Annotated in this window: 12 protein-coding genes; 5 read left to right on the forward strand and 7 right to left on the reverse strand. The window is 72.5% G+C overall.

From position 1 onward, the window contains the following. Positions 1 to 93 precede the first annotated feature (93 nt). Complete coding sequence (locus ASD06_RS12980; protein ID WP_056678558.1) at positions 94 to 1095, reverse strand: bifunctional riboflavin kinase/FAD synthetase; 1002 nt, start codon at positions 1093 to 1095, stop codon at positions 94 to 96. A gap of 23 nt (positions 1096 to 1118) precedes the next feature. Then, positions 1119 to 2870, reverse strand: coding sequence for a chloride channel protein (locus ASD06_RS12985; RefSeq protein ID WP_056678561.1), 1752 nt, complete (start codon positions 2868 to 2870; stop codon positions 1119 to 1121). A 135-nt stretch (positions 2871 to 3005) separates the two neighbouring features. Between ASD06_RS12985 and ASD06_RS12990 the strand changes: the two genes are divergently transcribed. From ASD06_RS12990 to ASD06_RS13000, 3 genes are all read left to right on the forward strand, one after another. After that, a complete protein-coding gene (locus ASD06_RS12990; RefSeq protein ID WP_056678308.1) occupies positions 3006 to 3422 on the forward strand; it encodes a MarR family winged helix-turn-helix transcriptional regulator in 417 nt (138 codons plus the stop codon). Positions 3423 to 3484: 62 nt separating this feature from the next. Beyond that, positions 3485 to 4417 carry an ABC transporter ATP-binding protein gene (locus tag ASD06_RS12995; RefSeq protein ID WP_056678312.1) on the forward strand — a complete coding sequence of 311 codons (933 nt, stop codon included), beginning with the start codon at positions 3485 to 3487 and terminating at the stop codon, positions 4415 to 4417. Beyond that, complete coding sequence (locus tag ASD06_RS13000) at positions 4407 to 5207, forward strand: ABC transporter permease subunit (protein WP_056678315.1); 801 nt, start codon at positions 4407 to 4409, stop codon at positions 5205 to 5207. The genes ASD06_RS12995 and ASD06_RS13000 overlap by 11 nt, the downstream gene beginning before the upstream one ends. Positions 5208 to 5232: 25 nt before the next feature. Here ASD06_RS13000 and ASD06_RS13005 read toward each other — a convergent pair whose 3' ends face one another. Beyond that, positions 5233 to 6225, reverse strand: a complete 993-nt coding sequence (locus ASD06_RS13005; RefSeq protein WP_200942160.1) for a GNAT family N-acetyltransferase — start codon at positions 6223 to 6225, stop codon at positions 5233 to 5235. 115 nt (positions 6226 to 6340) lie between these two features. Between ASD06_RS13005 and ASD06_RS13010 the strand changes: the two genes are divergently transcribed. After that, entirely contained in the window at positions 6341 to 7114 is a 774-nt protein-coding gene (locus tag ASD06_RS13010) for a MerR family transcriptional regulator (protein ID WP_056678316.1), read from the forward strand. Positions 7115 to 7136: 22 nt separating this feature from the next. Here the strand turns inward: ASD06_RS13010 and truB are convergent, their stop codons facing one another. Together truB and ASD06_RS13020 are read right to left on the reverse strand one after the other, a co-directional pair. After that, positions 7137 to 8048 carry a tRNA pseudouridine(55) synthase TruB gene (gene truB, locus ASD06_RS13015; protein WP_056678319.1) on the reverse strand — a complete coding sequence of 304 codons (912 nt, stop codon included), beginning with the start codon at positions 8046 to 8048 and terminating at the stop codon, positions 7137 to 7139. Then, positions 8045 to 8620 (reverse strand): TetR/AcrR family transcriptional regulator, encoded by a 576-nt coding sequence (locus tag ASD06_RS13020; protein ID WP_200942161.1) that lies wholly within the window; start codon positions 8618 to 8620, stop codon positions 8045 to 8047. The genes truB and ASD06_RS13020 overlap by 4 nt, the downstream gene beginning before the upstream one ends. Positions 8621 to 8689: 69 nt before the next feature. On the opposite strand from ASD06_RS13020, the gene ASD06_RS13025 reads away from it, so the two are divergent. Beyond that, the gene (locus ASD06_RS13025; RefSeq protein ID WP_082538014.1) at positions 8690 to 10141 is read left to right on the forward strand and encodes an MFS transporter; all 1452 of its coding nucleotides are present in this window, start codon (positions 8690 to 8692) and stop codon (positions 10139 to 10141) included. 71 nt (positions 10142 to 10212) lie between these two features. On the opposite strand, the gene rbfA is transcribed toward ASD06_RS13025, so the two are convergent. Both rbfA and infB read right to left on the reverse strand, forming a co-directional pair. After that, on the reverse strand, positions 10213 to 10719 hold the full coding sequence (rbfA, locus tag ASD06_RS13030; RefSeq protein ID WP_056678324.1) for a 30S ribosome-binding factor RbfA: 507 nt from the start codon (positions 10717 to 10719) through the stop codon (positions 10213 to 10215). A gap of 107 nt (positions 10720 to 10826) precedes the next feature. After that, positions 10827 to 13193: translation initiation factor IF-2 (infB, locus tag ASD06_RS13035; protein WP_304438691.1), on the reverse strand; the 2367-nt coding region annotated here is incomplete at its 5' end. Between the last annotated feature and the right edge of the window lies 1 nt (position 13194).

The raw sequence follows: 13194 nt of genomic DNA on the forward strand, positions 1-13194 counted from the left end.
AGGTTCTCCCTGGGGGTCGTTGCGCGGTGCTCCGGGGCTTGTCCACCCGGGCTCTCTGGATCCGCGGCCGTTCAGACGGCGATCTTCAGGGTATCAGTCCGCGGAGGTGGTCCCGAACGACGACGGCACCACCTGCGCACTCAGCAGCTCTCGCGCGCGGTCGACGTCCGCGCGCATCTGCTCGACCAGCGCCTCGACCGAGTCGAACCGCACGGTGGGTCGCAGGCGCTCGACGAGCTCCAGGCTCACCCGCTCGCCGTACAGGTCGAGGTCGGTGCGATCGAGCACGTACGCCTCGACCCGCCGCGCGGTGCCGTCGAACGTCGGGTTCGTGCCGATCGACACGGCAGCGGGCAGCAGCCGGTCGACGTCGGCGACGTCGTCCCCGGCCTGCGGGCGCAGCATCCAGCCGGCGTAGACGCCGTCGGCGGGCACGAGCCCCTCGGCGGCGGGCTCGAGGTTGGCGGTGGGGTACCCGAGCTCGCGGCCGCGGTGGTCACCGTGCACGACCACGCCCGTGATGCGGTGGGGGCGCCCGAGCGCCTCGGCCGCGCGGACGACGTCGCCCTCCTCGAGCGCCTCGCGCACCCACGACGACGACCAGCGGGGGCCGGACTCGCGGGGGGCGAGGTCGCGCACGACCTCGACGGTGAAGCCGTGCACCTCACCGAGGTCGCGCAGGGTCTGGACGTCGCCGGAGTTGCGGTGGCCGAAGCGGGTGTCCGCGCCGACGACGACCGTCGCGGCGTGCAGGGTCTGCACGAGCACCCGGACGACGAACTCCTGCGGCGACCACTGCGAGAGCTCGCGGGTGAACTCCATGACCAGCGTGGCGTCGAGCCCGACGGCGGCCATGAGGTCGAGGCGCTGGTGCAGCCCGGTGATGAGCGCCGGCGCGCGCTCGGGGAACAGCACCTGAGCGGGGTGCGGGTCGAAGGTGATCGCGACGGCGGTGGCGTCCTGCTCGCGCGCCCGCTCCACGACCCGCGAGAGCACCGCGCGGTGCCCGGCGTGCACGCCGTCGAAGTTGCCGAGCGTCACGACGCTCGCCCCGAGGTCGGACGGGACGTCGGCCACACCGTTCCAGCGCTTCACGGCCGACAGCGTACGGCGAGCGCTCACTCGCGCGCTGTCCGGGCGGACAGGCGCGCGAGCCGGGGCGTGCGCAGGCGCAGCACGCGCTCGGTGTCGCGTTCCTCCTGCAGGTCCTTCACGCGGCCGGCGAGCAGCTGCTGCAGGCAGACCACCGACACGAGCTCCGTCGGGTCGTCGCGCCGGATCACGGGGAGCCGCGTGTGTCCGGCGTCGGCCATGATGTGCGCCGCCGTGCGCAGCGTGTCGTCGGCGAAGACGCTCACCGGCTCGAGGGTGGCGACGGACGCCACGGTGCTGGCTCCCCTCTGCTGCTCGAGCGCGGCCCGCAGCGTGTTCTCCGACACCACGGCCTCCAGCCGGCCGTCGCGGAGCACGGGGAACAACCGCTGCGTTCTCGCGACCGCATCGGCGTCGAGGCGCGCGACGGCGTCCGCCACGTTCAGCTCGGGTGCGAACGTCACGACGTCGTCGTCCACCACCTCGTCGACGAACAGCACCTCCAGCGGGTCGACGTCGTACTCGCGCGTGAGATGGAACCCGCGTCGCGCCACCTTCTCGGTGAGCACCGAGCGCTTGAGCAGCAGCACCGAGACGGCGAAGGCGGCCGAGGCGCCGACCACGAGCGGGAGGAGCGCGTCGAAGCGGTGGGTCAGCTCGATGGCGAAGACCACGCCGGTGAGCGGCGAGCGCATCACGCCACCCAGCACCCCGGCGAGGCCGACGAGCGCCCAGAAGCCCGGGCCCACGTGCGGGAACACCTGTGCCTCGACGGCACCGAGAGCCCCGCCGATCATGAACATGGGGGCGAGCACGCCGCCGGAGGTGCCGGAGCCGAGCGACAGCGACCAGATGAGCGTCTTGACGACCAGGATGCCGACGACGAGCCCCAGGCTGATCGTGCCGGCCAGCTCGGCGCCGATGACGTCGTACCCCACGCCGAGCGCCTGCGGCACCACGAGGCCCCCGGCTCCGATGATCAGACCGCCGATCGCGGGCCACCACATCCAGTGCACGGGCAGCCGGCGGAACGCGTCCTCGGCCGCGTAGACGAGGACCGTGGCGAGGATCGCGAGCAGTCCCGAGATGACTCCCGAGACGACGCAGAGGCCGTACGCGGCGGCCGACAGGTGCAGCTCACCGACCGACGGGAACACCGGCCCGGAGCCGAGCAACGGCGCTCGCAGCATCGTCGCGACGCTGACCGCAGCGGCCACGGGCACGAAGCTGCGCGGCCTCCACTCGAACAGCAGCAGCTCCACGGCCAGCAGGATCGAGGCGAGCGGGGCGTTGAACGTCGCGGCCATGCCGGCCGTGGCGCCGGCGACGAGCAGCGTCTTGCGCTCGTCCGCCGTGAGGTGCAGGAACTGGGCGAACAGCGACCCCACGGCGCCGCCGGTCATGATGATGGGCCCCTCGGCACCGAACGGGCCGCCCGTGCCGATGGCGATCGCCGAAGAGATCGGCTTGAGGGCCGCCACCCGCGGCTGCACCTTGCTGCCGCCGGTGAGGATCGCCTCGATGGCCTCCGGCATGCCGTGCCCGCGGATCTTCTCCGACCCGTACCGGGCCATCAGCCCGACCACGAGCCCACCGGCCACCGGAGCGAGCAGGACGAGCAGCGGGTGGTGGTGGACGGCGCCCGGGGCGACGAGCGCGGTGTCGACGCGCTGGTAGAAGACCGCGTTGGTGACCAGTCCGATGAGCTTGAGCAGCACCCAGGCCAGGCCTGCGCCGGCGGCTCCGACGGGAAGGGCGAGCGCCGTGATGAGCAGCATCCGCGGCGTGGTCGAGAAGTCACCGAGATGGCGTACGTCGCGCACGGGACGCGCCGGCTCGGCAGGGGCTGCGGGCACAGCAGTCCTCCAGAAGTATCGTGGGGCGATGTTTCGAGATTACCAGGCAGGCTCGTCGTGACCTCGCGCTCGAAGCGGTCGCCACTCACCGAGCCCGAGTACGCGCGACTGCTGCGCTTTCGCACCGAGCTGCGGCGTTTCGAGGCGTGGAGTCGTTCAGAGGCAACCCGACACGGCCTCACCAGCGCCCAGCACCAGCTGCTCCTCGCCGTGCGCGGCCACGACGGCGAGCAGCTACCCACCATCGGCGACCTGGCCGAGTACCTGCTGGTGCGGCACCACTCCGCGGTCGAGCTGGTCGACCGCGCGGCGGAGCTCGGCTTCGTCAGCCGGGTGCACGACACTCACGACCACCGCGTCGTCCGGGTGCAGCTGACGGCCCGCGGCCGGTCCGCCGTCCGGGCGTTGTCGGAGGTGCACCTGGCCGAGCTGCAGCGCCTCGCGCCGCTGTTCGAGCGGCTGGCGGCCGACTGAGGCTCAAGGGGTGGGACGTTCGTCCGTAGCCGGGCGGCTCGCGCGGCGGCGACCGTGAGTACGTGGCAGAGGCGCCGGTGATCCGCACCGTCGGGCTGACGAAGGCCTACGGGCGCACGCTCGCGCTGCGCGACCTCGACCTGAGCGTCGAGGCCGGCGAGGTCTTCGGGTACCTCGGCCCCAACGGGGCCGGCAAGACGACGACGCTGCGGCTGCTCATGGGGCTGCTGCGACCGACGTCCGGGCACGCCGAGGTGCTCGGGCTCGACGCCTGGCGTGACAGCGTTCGGGTGCATCGCGACGTCGGCTACCTGTCAGGCGAGCCGGCGTTCTACCGGCGCATGACCGGCGTCCAGCACCTGGAGTACGTCGCCCACCTGCACGGCGACGGCGACACCGCCCGGGGGCGGGCGCTCAGCGCGCGCCTCGACCTCGACCTCACACGGCAGGCGACCGCGCTGTCGAAGGGCAACCGCCAGAAGCTCGCCGTCGTGCTCGCCCTGATGAACAAGCCCCGGCTGCTGCTCCTCGACGAGCCGACGAGCGGCCTGGACCCGTTGGTGCAGCAGGAGTTCCAGGCGATGTTGCGTGAGCACACGGACGCCGGCGGCAGCGTGCTGCTGTCGTCCCACGTGCTCGGTGAGGTGCAGCGCCTGGCCGACCGCATCGGTGTCGTCCGGGCCGGCCGGCTCATCGCCGTCGAGCGACTGGAGTCGTTGCGCGCCAAGTCTCTTCACCACGTCAGCGCGACCTTCGCAGACCGGGCCGACGCCGCCGAGTTCAGCGGCCTACCCGGCGTCCGTGACCTGCACGTCGCCGACGGCACGTTGACCTGCAGCGCGCCGCAGTCGTCGCTCGACGAGCTGATCAAGCAGGTCAGCCGGCACGCCGTCGTCGACTTCGAGTGCGCCGAGGCCGAGCTCGAGGAGACCTTCCTGACCTACTACGAGACGTCCCAGACGCCACCGCGGAGCGAGGTCGGCCATGTTGCGTAACGTCGCGGCCAAGACGCTCTTCGACCAGCGACGGGCCCTGCTCGGCTGGACCCTCAGCCTGGCCCTGCTCATCGCGATGTACGTCGCCATCTGGCCGAGCATGCGGGGGCAGCCGTCGATGAGCGAGTTCCTCAACCAGATGCCCGAGGCGATGCGGTCGCTGTTCGCGACGACGGGTGCGGACATGTCGACGCCGGTGGGCTACCTGCAGGTCGAGCTGCTGTCGTTCATGGGGCCGCTCGTGCTGCTGCTCTACACCGTCACGGCGGGCGCCGGTGCGGTCGCTGGTGAAGAGGACCGGCGAACGATGGACCTCCTGCTGGCCAGCCCGGTCAGCCGCACGCGCGTGGTGCTCCACAAGCTCCTCGCGATGAGCGTGGGCGCGCTGGTGCTCGGCGGGGTGGGTGTCCTGGCGCTGGTGGGCGAAGGCGCGCTCGCCGACATGGGACTCCCCCTCGGCAACGTCACCGCGGCCATGCTGCACATGGCGTTGCTGGCGCTCGTCTTCGGCGCCCTGGCCCTCGCCGTCGGAGGTGTGACGGGTCACGGGACGCTGAGCCGCGCCGTACCCGCGGTCGTCGCGGTGGTGGCGTACGTCGTCAACGGCCTGGCGCCCATCGTGTCGTGGCTCGAGCCGGTGCAGAAGCTGTCGCCGTTCTACCAGTACGTCGGGCACGACCCGTTGCGGCACGGGGTGTCGTGGCCCTCAGTGGGCGTGGCCGTGGCGACCGTCGTGGTGCTGGCCGCCGTCGCGGTATGGGGCTTCCGGCGTCGCGACGTCCACGCCTGACCACCCACCCCCGCCAGAGCGTGGGTCAGTAGCCGACGACGCGGTGCAGGCGCAGGAAGGTCGGCTCGAACCCGAGCTTCGGCCAGGTGCGCGACGACAGCAGGTTGGTGGCCCGCCAGTCGGTGACCACGCTGCGGTGCCCCTGCGCGTGCGACCAGCCGATGACGGCCTCCCCCAACGCCCGGCCGGCTCCGTGCCCCCGCGCCGACGGCAGCACGGCCGCGAAGCCGAGGAAGCCCGCGTGGTCGAGCCGCGCGGGCCCCGCGTGCGAGCTCGAGACCTCCAGCGCGCACCCGATGGCCGAGCCGACCACCTCGCCGTCGACCTCGGCGACGAACGTCGCGAAGCGCTCGTCGTCGAAACTCTCCTCCCACTCCTGCAGGGCTTCGTCCTCAGTGGGCAGGTGACCCGCAGAGAAGACCGGCGAGCGCCCCTGGTGCAGCGGCAGCTCGCGGTCGAGCCGCGCGAGAACCGGGACGTCCTCGCGCCGGGCCGACCGCACCACCACCCCGGACGACGGCGCCGACGCCGGTGCCGGCACGCGCGCTGCGTGCACGTGCTGCAGGCCGAAGCCGAGCCGGAAGAAGCCGTCGACCAGCGCGGCGTCGCTGGCCGGCACGAGCGCGTAGTGCACTGGGTGGCCGCCGTCGACCCAGCTCTGCGCTGCGAGTGCGTACAGGTCGCGCAGCGTCTCGGCGTCGCCGTCCAGGCCAGCCGTCGCGATCCCGGCCGACTCCACCCACGCGCTGGCTCCCCACGTGCTGTTGTCGCTGACCTTCGCCAACAGGTACGCCACGGCGCGCTCGCCGTCGTGAGCGACCGCGCCCGACGTCTCGGGATCGGCGAGCTGCTCGGCCAGCACAGACCGCGCGTGCTCCGGCCGCTCCCAGGCCGGGTCGAGCAGCGGCGAAGCGAGTCGATGGCGCCGGTGCCGGTGAGCCAGCAGCGCGCCGAGGTCGTCGAGCAGGCGGACGTCGGAGGCGTCGTCCGGGCCGATCGCGCGCACGGTCATGGGCATGGCGGGCAACCTAGTCTGGCTGTTGCGCTGCCACCTAAGGCTTTTCGCTTGACCCTCACGCGACGTGAGGCAGCACGGTGGTGGTCGTCGAGGAAGCGAACCCCGAAGGAGCGAGATGACCACGGCTACGGGGTACACGGTCGGCGCGGTGGCGCGGCTCGCGGGCGTGACGGTCCGCACGCTGCACCACTACGACGAGGTGGGCCTGGTGCGGCCGAGCGGGCGCACCGACGCCGGGTACCGCCTGTACGAGGCGGCGGACCTGGAACGGCTCCGCGACGTGCTGTCGTACCGCGAGCTGGGTTTCACGCTCGAGCAGATCGCTCAGATCCTCGACGACCCGCGGGGCGACACCGTGTCGCACCTGCGCGAGCAGCACCGTCTCGTGCAGCAGCGCATCGACCGACTGCACGACGTGCTCTCGCACCTGGAGAAGCTGATGGAGGCAGAGCAGATGGGCATCAACCTGACGCCGGAGGAGCAGCTCGAGGTGTTCGGCGAGAACTGGCTGGGCGAGCAGTACGCGGCCGAGGCCGAGGCGAAGTGGGGCGACACCGAGGCCTGGCAGCAGAGCCAGCGCCGCACGGCGACGCTCAGCAAGGACGACTGGGTTGAGGTGAAGGCGTCGACCGACGCGCTCGAGCGCGGGCTCGCCGAGGCCCTGGCGGCGGGTGTGCCGGCCAACGACCCGCATGCCATGGACCTCGCCGAGCGCCACCGGCTCGGGATCGAGACGTTCTACGACTGCCCGTACGCGATGCACCGCGGGCTCGGCGACATGTACCTCGCCGACCAGAGGTTCACCCTGCACTACGAGGACGTCGCCCCTGGCCTCGCGCAGTACCTGCGCGACGCGATCCACGCCAACGCCGACCGCCACGAGGAGTGAGTCACGGCCGGATGGTCCGCCCTCAGCGTTCAGGCACCACGAGCAGCGAGCGCGCCTGCTCCCCGCGGTCCTCGACCAGCGCGACGAGCGAGCCGTCGGGCGCGAACGCCGCCACCGGCACCCGCGTGGTGCCGGTGGCGGCGATCCGCTGCCCGTAGCGCAAGGCGCGCTCCTCGTCGTCCGTGAGCTCGCGAGCCGTGAAGGCCGCACGAGCGGCGTCGGCCAGCGGCAGCACGGTGAAGTCCTCGCCGAGCGCCTCCAGCGACCGCGCCACGTCGAGCGCGTACGGCCCGACGGCGGTGCGGCGCAACGCCGTCAGGTGGCCGCCCACCCCGAGCGCAGCGCCGAGGTCGCGCGCGAGCGCGCGGACGTAGGTGCCGGACGACACCTCCACCTCGACGTCGAGGTCGAGCACGTCGCGCCCGTCGGCATGCGCCGCACGGCGGTCGAGGACGTCGAAGCGATGCACCGTCACGGGCCGCGCGGCGAGCTCGACCTGCTCTCCCCCGCGCACCCGCGCGTACGACCGTTGGCCGTTCACCTTGATCGCGCTCACCGCACTCGGCACCTGCTCGATCGGGCCCGTGAGCCGGGCGACCGCGGCGTCGACGTCCGCTGCCGTCACCGCGTCGACCCGGCCCGCCTCGGCCCACGACGTCACGTCGCCCTCGGCGTCGTCGGTGACGGTGGCCGCACCGAGCCGGATCGTCGCGGTGTACGTCTTGTCGGCTCCGACGAGGTAGGTGAGCAGCCGGGTGGCGCGCTCGACCCCGACCACCAGCACGCCCGTGGCCATCGGGTCGAGCGTGCCCGCGTGCCCGACCTTGCGCGTGCCGGCGAGCCGGCGCACCCGGGCGACGACGTCGTGGCTGGTCCACCCGGCGGGCTTGTCGACGACGACGAGCCCGTCCGGAGCGTCCGAGGGGCGGCTCACGAGGCGCGAGCGGCGGCGACGAGCTTGTCGCCCATGGTGCAGATGGTCAGCGCGTCGACGTCCGGGTCGTCGCCGACGTGCTGCGGCGCCTGGCTCGCGACGAGCACGTTGATGAGCATCCCGTGCGCCACGAACACGCGCGCCTCCTCCTCCGAACCCCCCGTGCGCTCGCGGAAGAGCCGGAAGGCCTCACCGAGGGTGTGCCGGGCGATCGCGCCGATGGCGGGGTCGGCACCGGCCACGAAGCCGTGCATCACCACCATGAGCAGGTCGCGGTCCTGCAGCAGGTCGACGTAGGCCTGGCCCATCGCCTCACCGGCGTCGGGGCCGGGCGGCACGGCCGCGAGGGCCTCGAGCACCCGCTGCGACGCGTGCGCGTAGACCTGCGCGAACAGCTCGGCCTTGGAGCCGAAGAGCCGGACGACGTAGGGCTGCGACACCCCGGCCGCGCGGGCCACCTGGTCGGTGCTGGTGCCCGTGAACCCGCCGTGCGCGAACACGGCGAGCGCCGCCTGCAGGATCTGCTCGCGGCGCTGGTCCGAGGACATCCGCGGGCTCGTCGTCGCCTTCATGGTTGACATGTTATCAGTCGATGCCTATCTTCCTCAGTTAGTAATCAATCAATGCTTACAGGAGCCACGATGAGTCTCACCTCACCCGACACCCGCCCCTCCCGCGGGCGGGTCGCGGTCGCCCTGCTGGCGGCGTCCCTGCCGATGTTCATGGCCACCCTCGACAACCTCGTGATCACCAGCGCCCTGCCGGTGATCCGCGCCGACCTGGGCGCCACGCTGGAGCACCTGCAGTGGTTCGTCAACGCCTACACGCTGACCTTCGCGACCCTCATGCTCGGAGCCTCGACGCTCGGCGACCGGTTCGGACGCCGACGCCTCTTCGTCAGCGGCATCTCGCTGTTCACCCTCGCCTCCATCGGGTCGGCCCTCGCGACGACGCCGGCGATGCTCATCGGCGCCCGCGCGCTGCAGGGCGTCGGCGGCGCCGCGATCATGCCGCTGTCGCTCACGCTGCTGGCTGCAGCGGTGCCCAAGGCCCAGCGCGCCATGGCCATCGGTGTCTGGGGCGGCGTGGCCGGCCTGGGCGTCGCGATCGGCCCGCTGATCGGCGGCGCGGTCGTCGAAGGCGTGTCGTGGCAGGCGATCTTCTGGATCAACGTCCCGATCGCGCTCGTCGCGGTGCCGCTCGTGCTGCGGGCGCTGCCCGAGAGCTACGGACGCCGCGAGCCCCTCGATGTCGCGGGCCTCGTGCTCGTCGGTGCCGGGGTGCTCGCCACCGTCTGGGGCATCGTGCGCGGCAACGACGACGGCTGGACGTCAACGCCGGTGCTGGGCGCTCTCATACTCGGTGGCCTGCTGCTGGTCGCGTTCGTCGTCCGCGAGAGCCGGGCCCCGCACCCGCTGGTGCCGCTGCGGCTGTTCCGCTCGCGCAGCTTCACCATCGCCAACGTCGCCGGCTTCGGCTTCTCGCTCGGCATGTTCGGCGCGGTCTTCCTGCTCGTGCAGTACCTGCAGGTCGTGCAGGGCTACTCACCGCTCGAAGCCGGTGTCCGCACCCTGCCCTGGACGGCGGCTCCGATGGTGGTGGCCCCCATCGCGGGCCTGCTCGCGCCGCGCGTCGGTGTGCGGGCGCTGCTGTCGACCGGCCTCGCGCTGCAGGCGGCCGGCCTGGCGTGGATCGCGCTGGCCACCGGCCCGGGGTCGACGTACGCCGGTCTGGTGCCCGCCTTCGTCCTCGCGGGCGTCGGCATGGGGCTGACCTTCGCGCCCAGCTCGACGGCGGTGCTGGCCGACATGGCCGAGGCCGACCACGCGACGGCGAGCTCGACCAACGCGACACTGCGCGAGATCGGTGTGGCGCTCGGTGTCGCCGTCCTGGTGGCGGTGTTCGAGGGGGCCGGTGGCACGGTGACGCCGACGGGCTACGCCGACGCGCTGCGGCCGGCGGTGCTCACCGGGGCGGCGGTCGTGGCCCTGGCCGCACTGGCCGCCCGCTGGCTACCCCGCCACGCACGGACGGTGAGCACGCTCGACAGCGCCGCCGAGGACGACGCACCGCTGGCGCCCGCTCTCACCTGACCCCTCCCCCTCGCTGGTGATCATGCACGGCAGCGCCGCATCCGGTTCAGGTGCGGCGCTGGCGTGCATGATCACGGACGGGCGTCGGCGGCCTCGTCGGAGTCGTCAGAGTCGGAGTTGGAGTCAGGGCCGGCGTCGGCAGCCTCGTCGGAGTCGGCGTCCGCCGCCTTGCGATAGGGGTCGGGGTCGCCGGCCGGGGCCTTGCCGTTCGCCTGCGCCGCGACGGCGGCATCGAGCTCGGCGGCTCGACGCAGCAGGTCGTCGATGTGGGCGGCGTTCTCGGGCATCGCGTCGGCGATGAACTCCAGGCTCGGCGTGAGCCGCAGGGTCACGCCCTGACCGACCTCGCGACGGATGACGCCCTTCGCGCTCTCGAGCGCTGCGGCCGTGCCGACGCGCTCTTCCTCCGAGCCGAACACGGTGTAGAAGATCGTCGCGTGCTGCAGGTCACCGGTGACCCGGACGTCGGTGACGGTGACGAAGCCGAGCCGGGGGTCCTTGACCTTGTGCTCGAGCGTCTCGGCCACGATCACCTTGATGCGGTCGGCGATCTTGCGGGCGCGGGGGTTCTCGCTCATGACGTCGTCCTGTCGCGGGTTGGGGTGGGGTGGTGAGCACGGGAGGCACCTGCCGACGCGTGGTCGTCAGGTGCCTCCCGTGGCGTGCGGTGTTGCGGCGTGCCGGCTCAGTCGCGCGGCTTCTCGCGCATCTCGTAGGTGGAGATGAGGTCACCGAGCTGCAGGTCGTTGTACGACCCGAGGTTGATGCCGCACTCGAAGCCCTCGCGGACCTCGGTGACGTCGTCCTTGAAGCGACGCAGACCGGCGATCTCGATGTTCTCGGCCACGACCACGCCGTTGCGGGTGATCCGCGCGCGGGTGCCGCGCCGGATCTCGCCCGAACGCACGATCGAACCGGCGATGTTGCCGAACTTGCTCGACCGGAAGATCTCGCGGATCTCGGCGCTGCCGAGCTCGACCTCCTCGAACTCCGGCTTGAGCAGGCCCTTGAGCGCCGCCTCGACCTCCTCGATGGCCTGGTAGATCACCGAGTAGTAGCGGATCTCGACGCCCTCGCGCTCGGCGACGTCGGCGTTCTGACCCTCGGCTCGCACGTTGTAGCCGATGATGATCGCGTCGGACGCCATCGCGAGGTTGATGTTGTTCAGCGTGATCGCACCGACGCCGCGGTCGATGATGCGCAGCTCGACCTCCTCGCCGACGTCGATCTGCAGCAGCGCGTCCTCGAGCGCCTCGACCGAACCGGACACGTCGCCCTTGAGGATGAGGTTGAGCGTCTCGACCTTGCCGGCCGCGAGCGCCTCGTTGAGGTCCTCGAGGCTGATCCGCTTGCGGGCCTTGGCCAGGGACGCCTGGCGGTCGGCCGCCTCGCGGCGCTCGGCGATCTGGCGGGCCGTGCGGTCGTCGGGGGCCACCACGAAGGTGTCACCGGCGCGCGGCACGGACGACAGACCCAGCACCTGCACCGGACGCGACGGCGTGGCCTCGTCGACGTTCTTGCCGTGCTCGTCGAGCATGGCGCGCACTCGGCCGTACGCCGAGCCGGTGACGATCGCGTCGCCGACGTGGAGCGTGCCGGCCTGCACGAGCACCGTCGCCGTGGCGCCGCGGCCGCGGTCGAGGTTCGCCTCGATCGCCACGCCGCGTGCGTCGCGGTCAGGGTTGGCGCGCAGGTCGAGTGCGGCGTCCGCGGTCAGCAGGACGGCGTCGAGCAGCTGGTCGATGTTCTGACCCGCCTTGGCGGAGACGTCGACGAACATCGTGTCGCCGCCGTACTCCTCGGCCACGAGGTTGTACTCGGTGAGCTGTTGGCGCACCTTGCTGGGATTGGCGCCGTCGACGTCGATCTTGTTGACCGCGACGACGATCGGCACGTCGGCCGCCTGCATGTGGTTGAGCGCCTCGATGGTCTGCGGCATCACGCCGTCGTCGGCAGCGACGACGAGGATCGCGATGTCGGTGACCTTCGCACCACGGGCTCGCATGGCGGTGAACGCCTCGTGGCCCGGGGTGTCGATGAAGGTGATGGCCCGCTCGATGCCCTCGTGCTCGCGGTGGACCTGGTAGGCACCGATGTGCTGGGTGATGCCGCCGGCCTCGCCGCCGACGACGTCCTCGTTGCGGATGGCGTCGAGCAGTCGGGTCTTTCCGTGGTCGACGTGACCCACGACCGTGACCACCGGCGGGCGCGCCTCGAGGTCCTCGTCGTCCTCGCCCGCGATACCGCTCTCGAGGTCGATGTTGAACGCGTCGAACAGCTCGCGCTCCTCGTCCTCGGGCGAGACGACCTGGATGTCGTAGCCGAGCTCGGCGCCGAGCACGCGGAAGGTGTCCTCGTCGAGGGACTGCGTGGCCGTGGCCATCTCACCGAGGTGGAACAGCACCGTCACCAGGCTCGCCGGGTTTGCGCCGATCTTGTCGGCGAAGTCGCTCAGGCTCGAGCCGCGACGCACGCGCACGACCGTGGAGCCGTCACCGCGGGGAACCGAGACGCCGCCGAGCGACGGCGCCTGCATCTGCTCGAATTCCTGACGCTTCGCGCGCTTGCTCTTGCGCCCGCGGACCGGACGGCCACCACCACGGCCGAACGCACCCTGGGTGCCACCGCGGCCACCGGGGCCGCGACCGCCGCCGCCACCGGGACGACCGCCGAAACCGCCGCCGCCACCGGGGCGACCGCCGAAGCCGCCGCCACCGCCGCCACCGGGGCGACCGCCGCCGGCGCCACGACCACCCGGCGCACCGGGACGACCCGGCGCCCCCGGGCGACCCACGCTCGGCCGCGCCGGCATCATGCCGGGGTTCGGGCGCGCGCCACCGGGGCCGGCAGCCGGACGCGGGGGGCGCGGGCCGCCCTGCGGGCGCGGCATGCCCTGCTCGGCCGCGAAGGGGTTGTTGCCCGGGCGGGGGGCGCCGGGACGCGGCATGCCCTGGCTCGGCGCGAACGGGTTGTTGCCCGGGCGCGGGGCGCCAGGACGCGCGCCGCCTTCGGCGCGCGCCGCCGGAGCCGCCGGAGCCGCAGGTGCGGCGGGN

The organism is Angustibacter sp. Root456 (assembly GCF_001426435.1).
Lineage (GTDB): Bacteria > Actinomycetota > Actinomycetes > Actinomycetales > Angustibacteraceae > Angustibacter.

Excerpts from the sequence above, each read along its gene's own strand:
- ASD06_RS13010 (WP_056678316.1), top strand. The coding sequence starts at position 6,341 with ATGACCACGGCTACGGGGTACACGGTCGGCGCGGTGGCGCGGCTCGCG.
- ASD06_RS12985 (WP_056678561.1), bottom strand. The coding sequence starts at position 2,870 with ATGCTGCTCATCACGGCGCTCGCCCTTCCCGTCGGAGCCGCCGGCGCA.
- ASD06_RS13025 (WP_082538014.1), top strand. The coding sequence starts at position 8,690 with ATGAGTCTCACCTCACCCGACACCCGCCCCTCCCGCGGGCGGGTCGCG.
- rbfA (WP_056678324.1), bottom strand. The coding sequence starts at position 10,719 with ATGAGCGAGAACCCCCGCGCCCGCAAGATCGCCGACCGCATCAAGGTG.
- ASD06_RS13000 (WP_056678315.1), top strand. The coding sequence starts at position 4,407 with ATGTTGCGTAACGTCGCGGCCAAGACGCTCTTCGACCAGCGACGGGCC.
- ASD06_RS13020 (WP_200942161.1), bottom strand. The coding sequence starts at position 8,620 with ATGAAGGCGACGACGAGCCCGCGGATGTCCTCGGACCAGCGCCGCGAG.
- ASD06_RS13005 (WP_200942160.1), bottom strand. The coding sequence starts at position 6,225 with ATGCCCATGACCGTGCGCGCGATCGGCCCGGACGACGCCTCCGACGTC.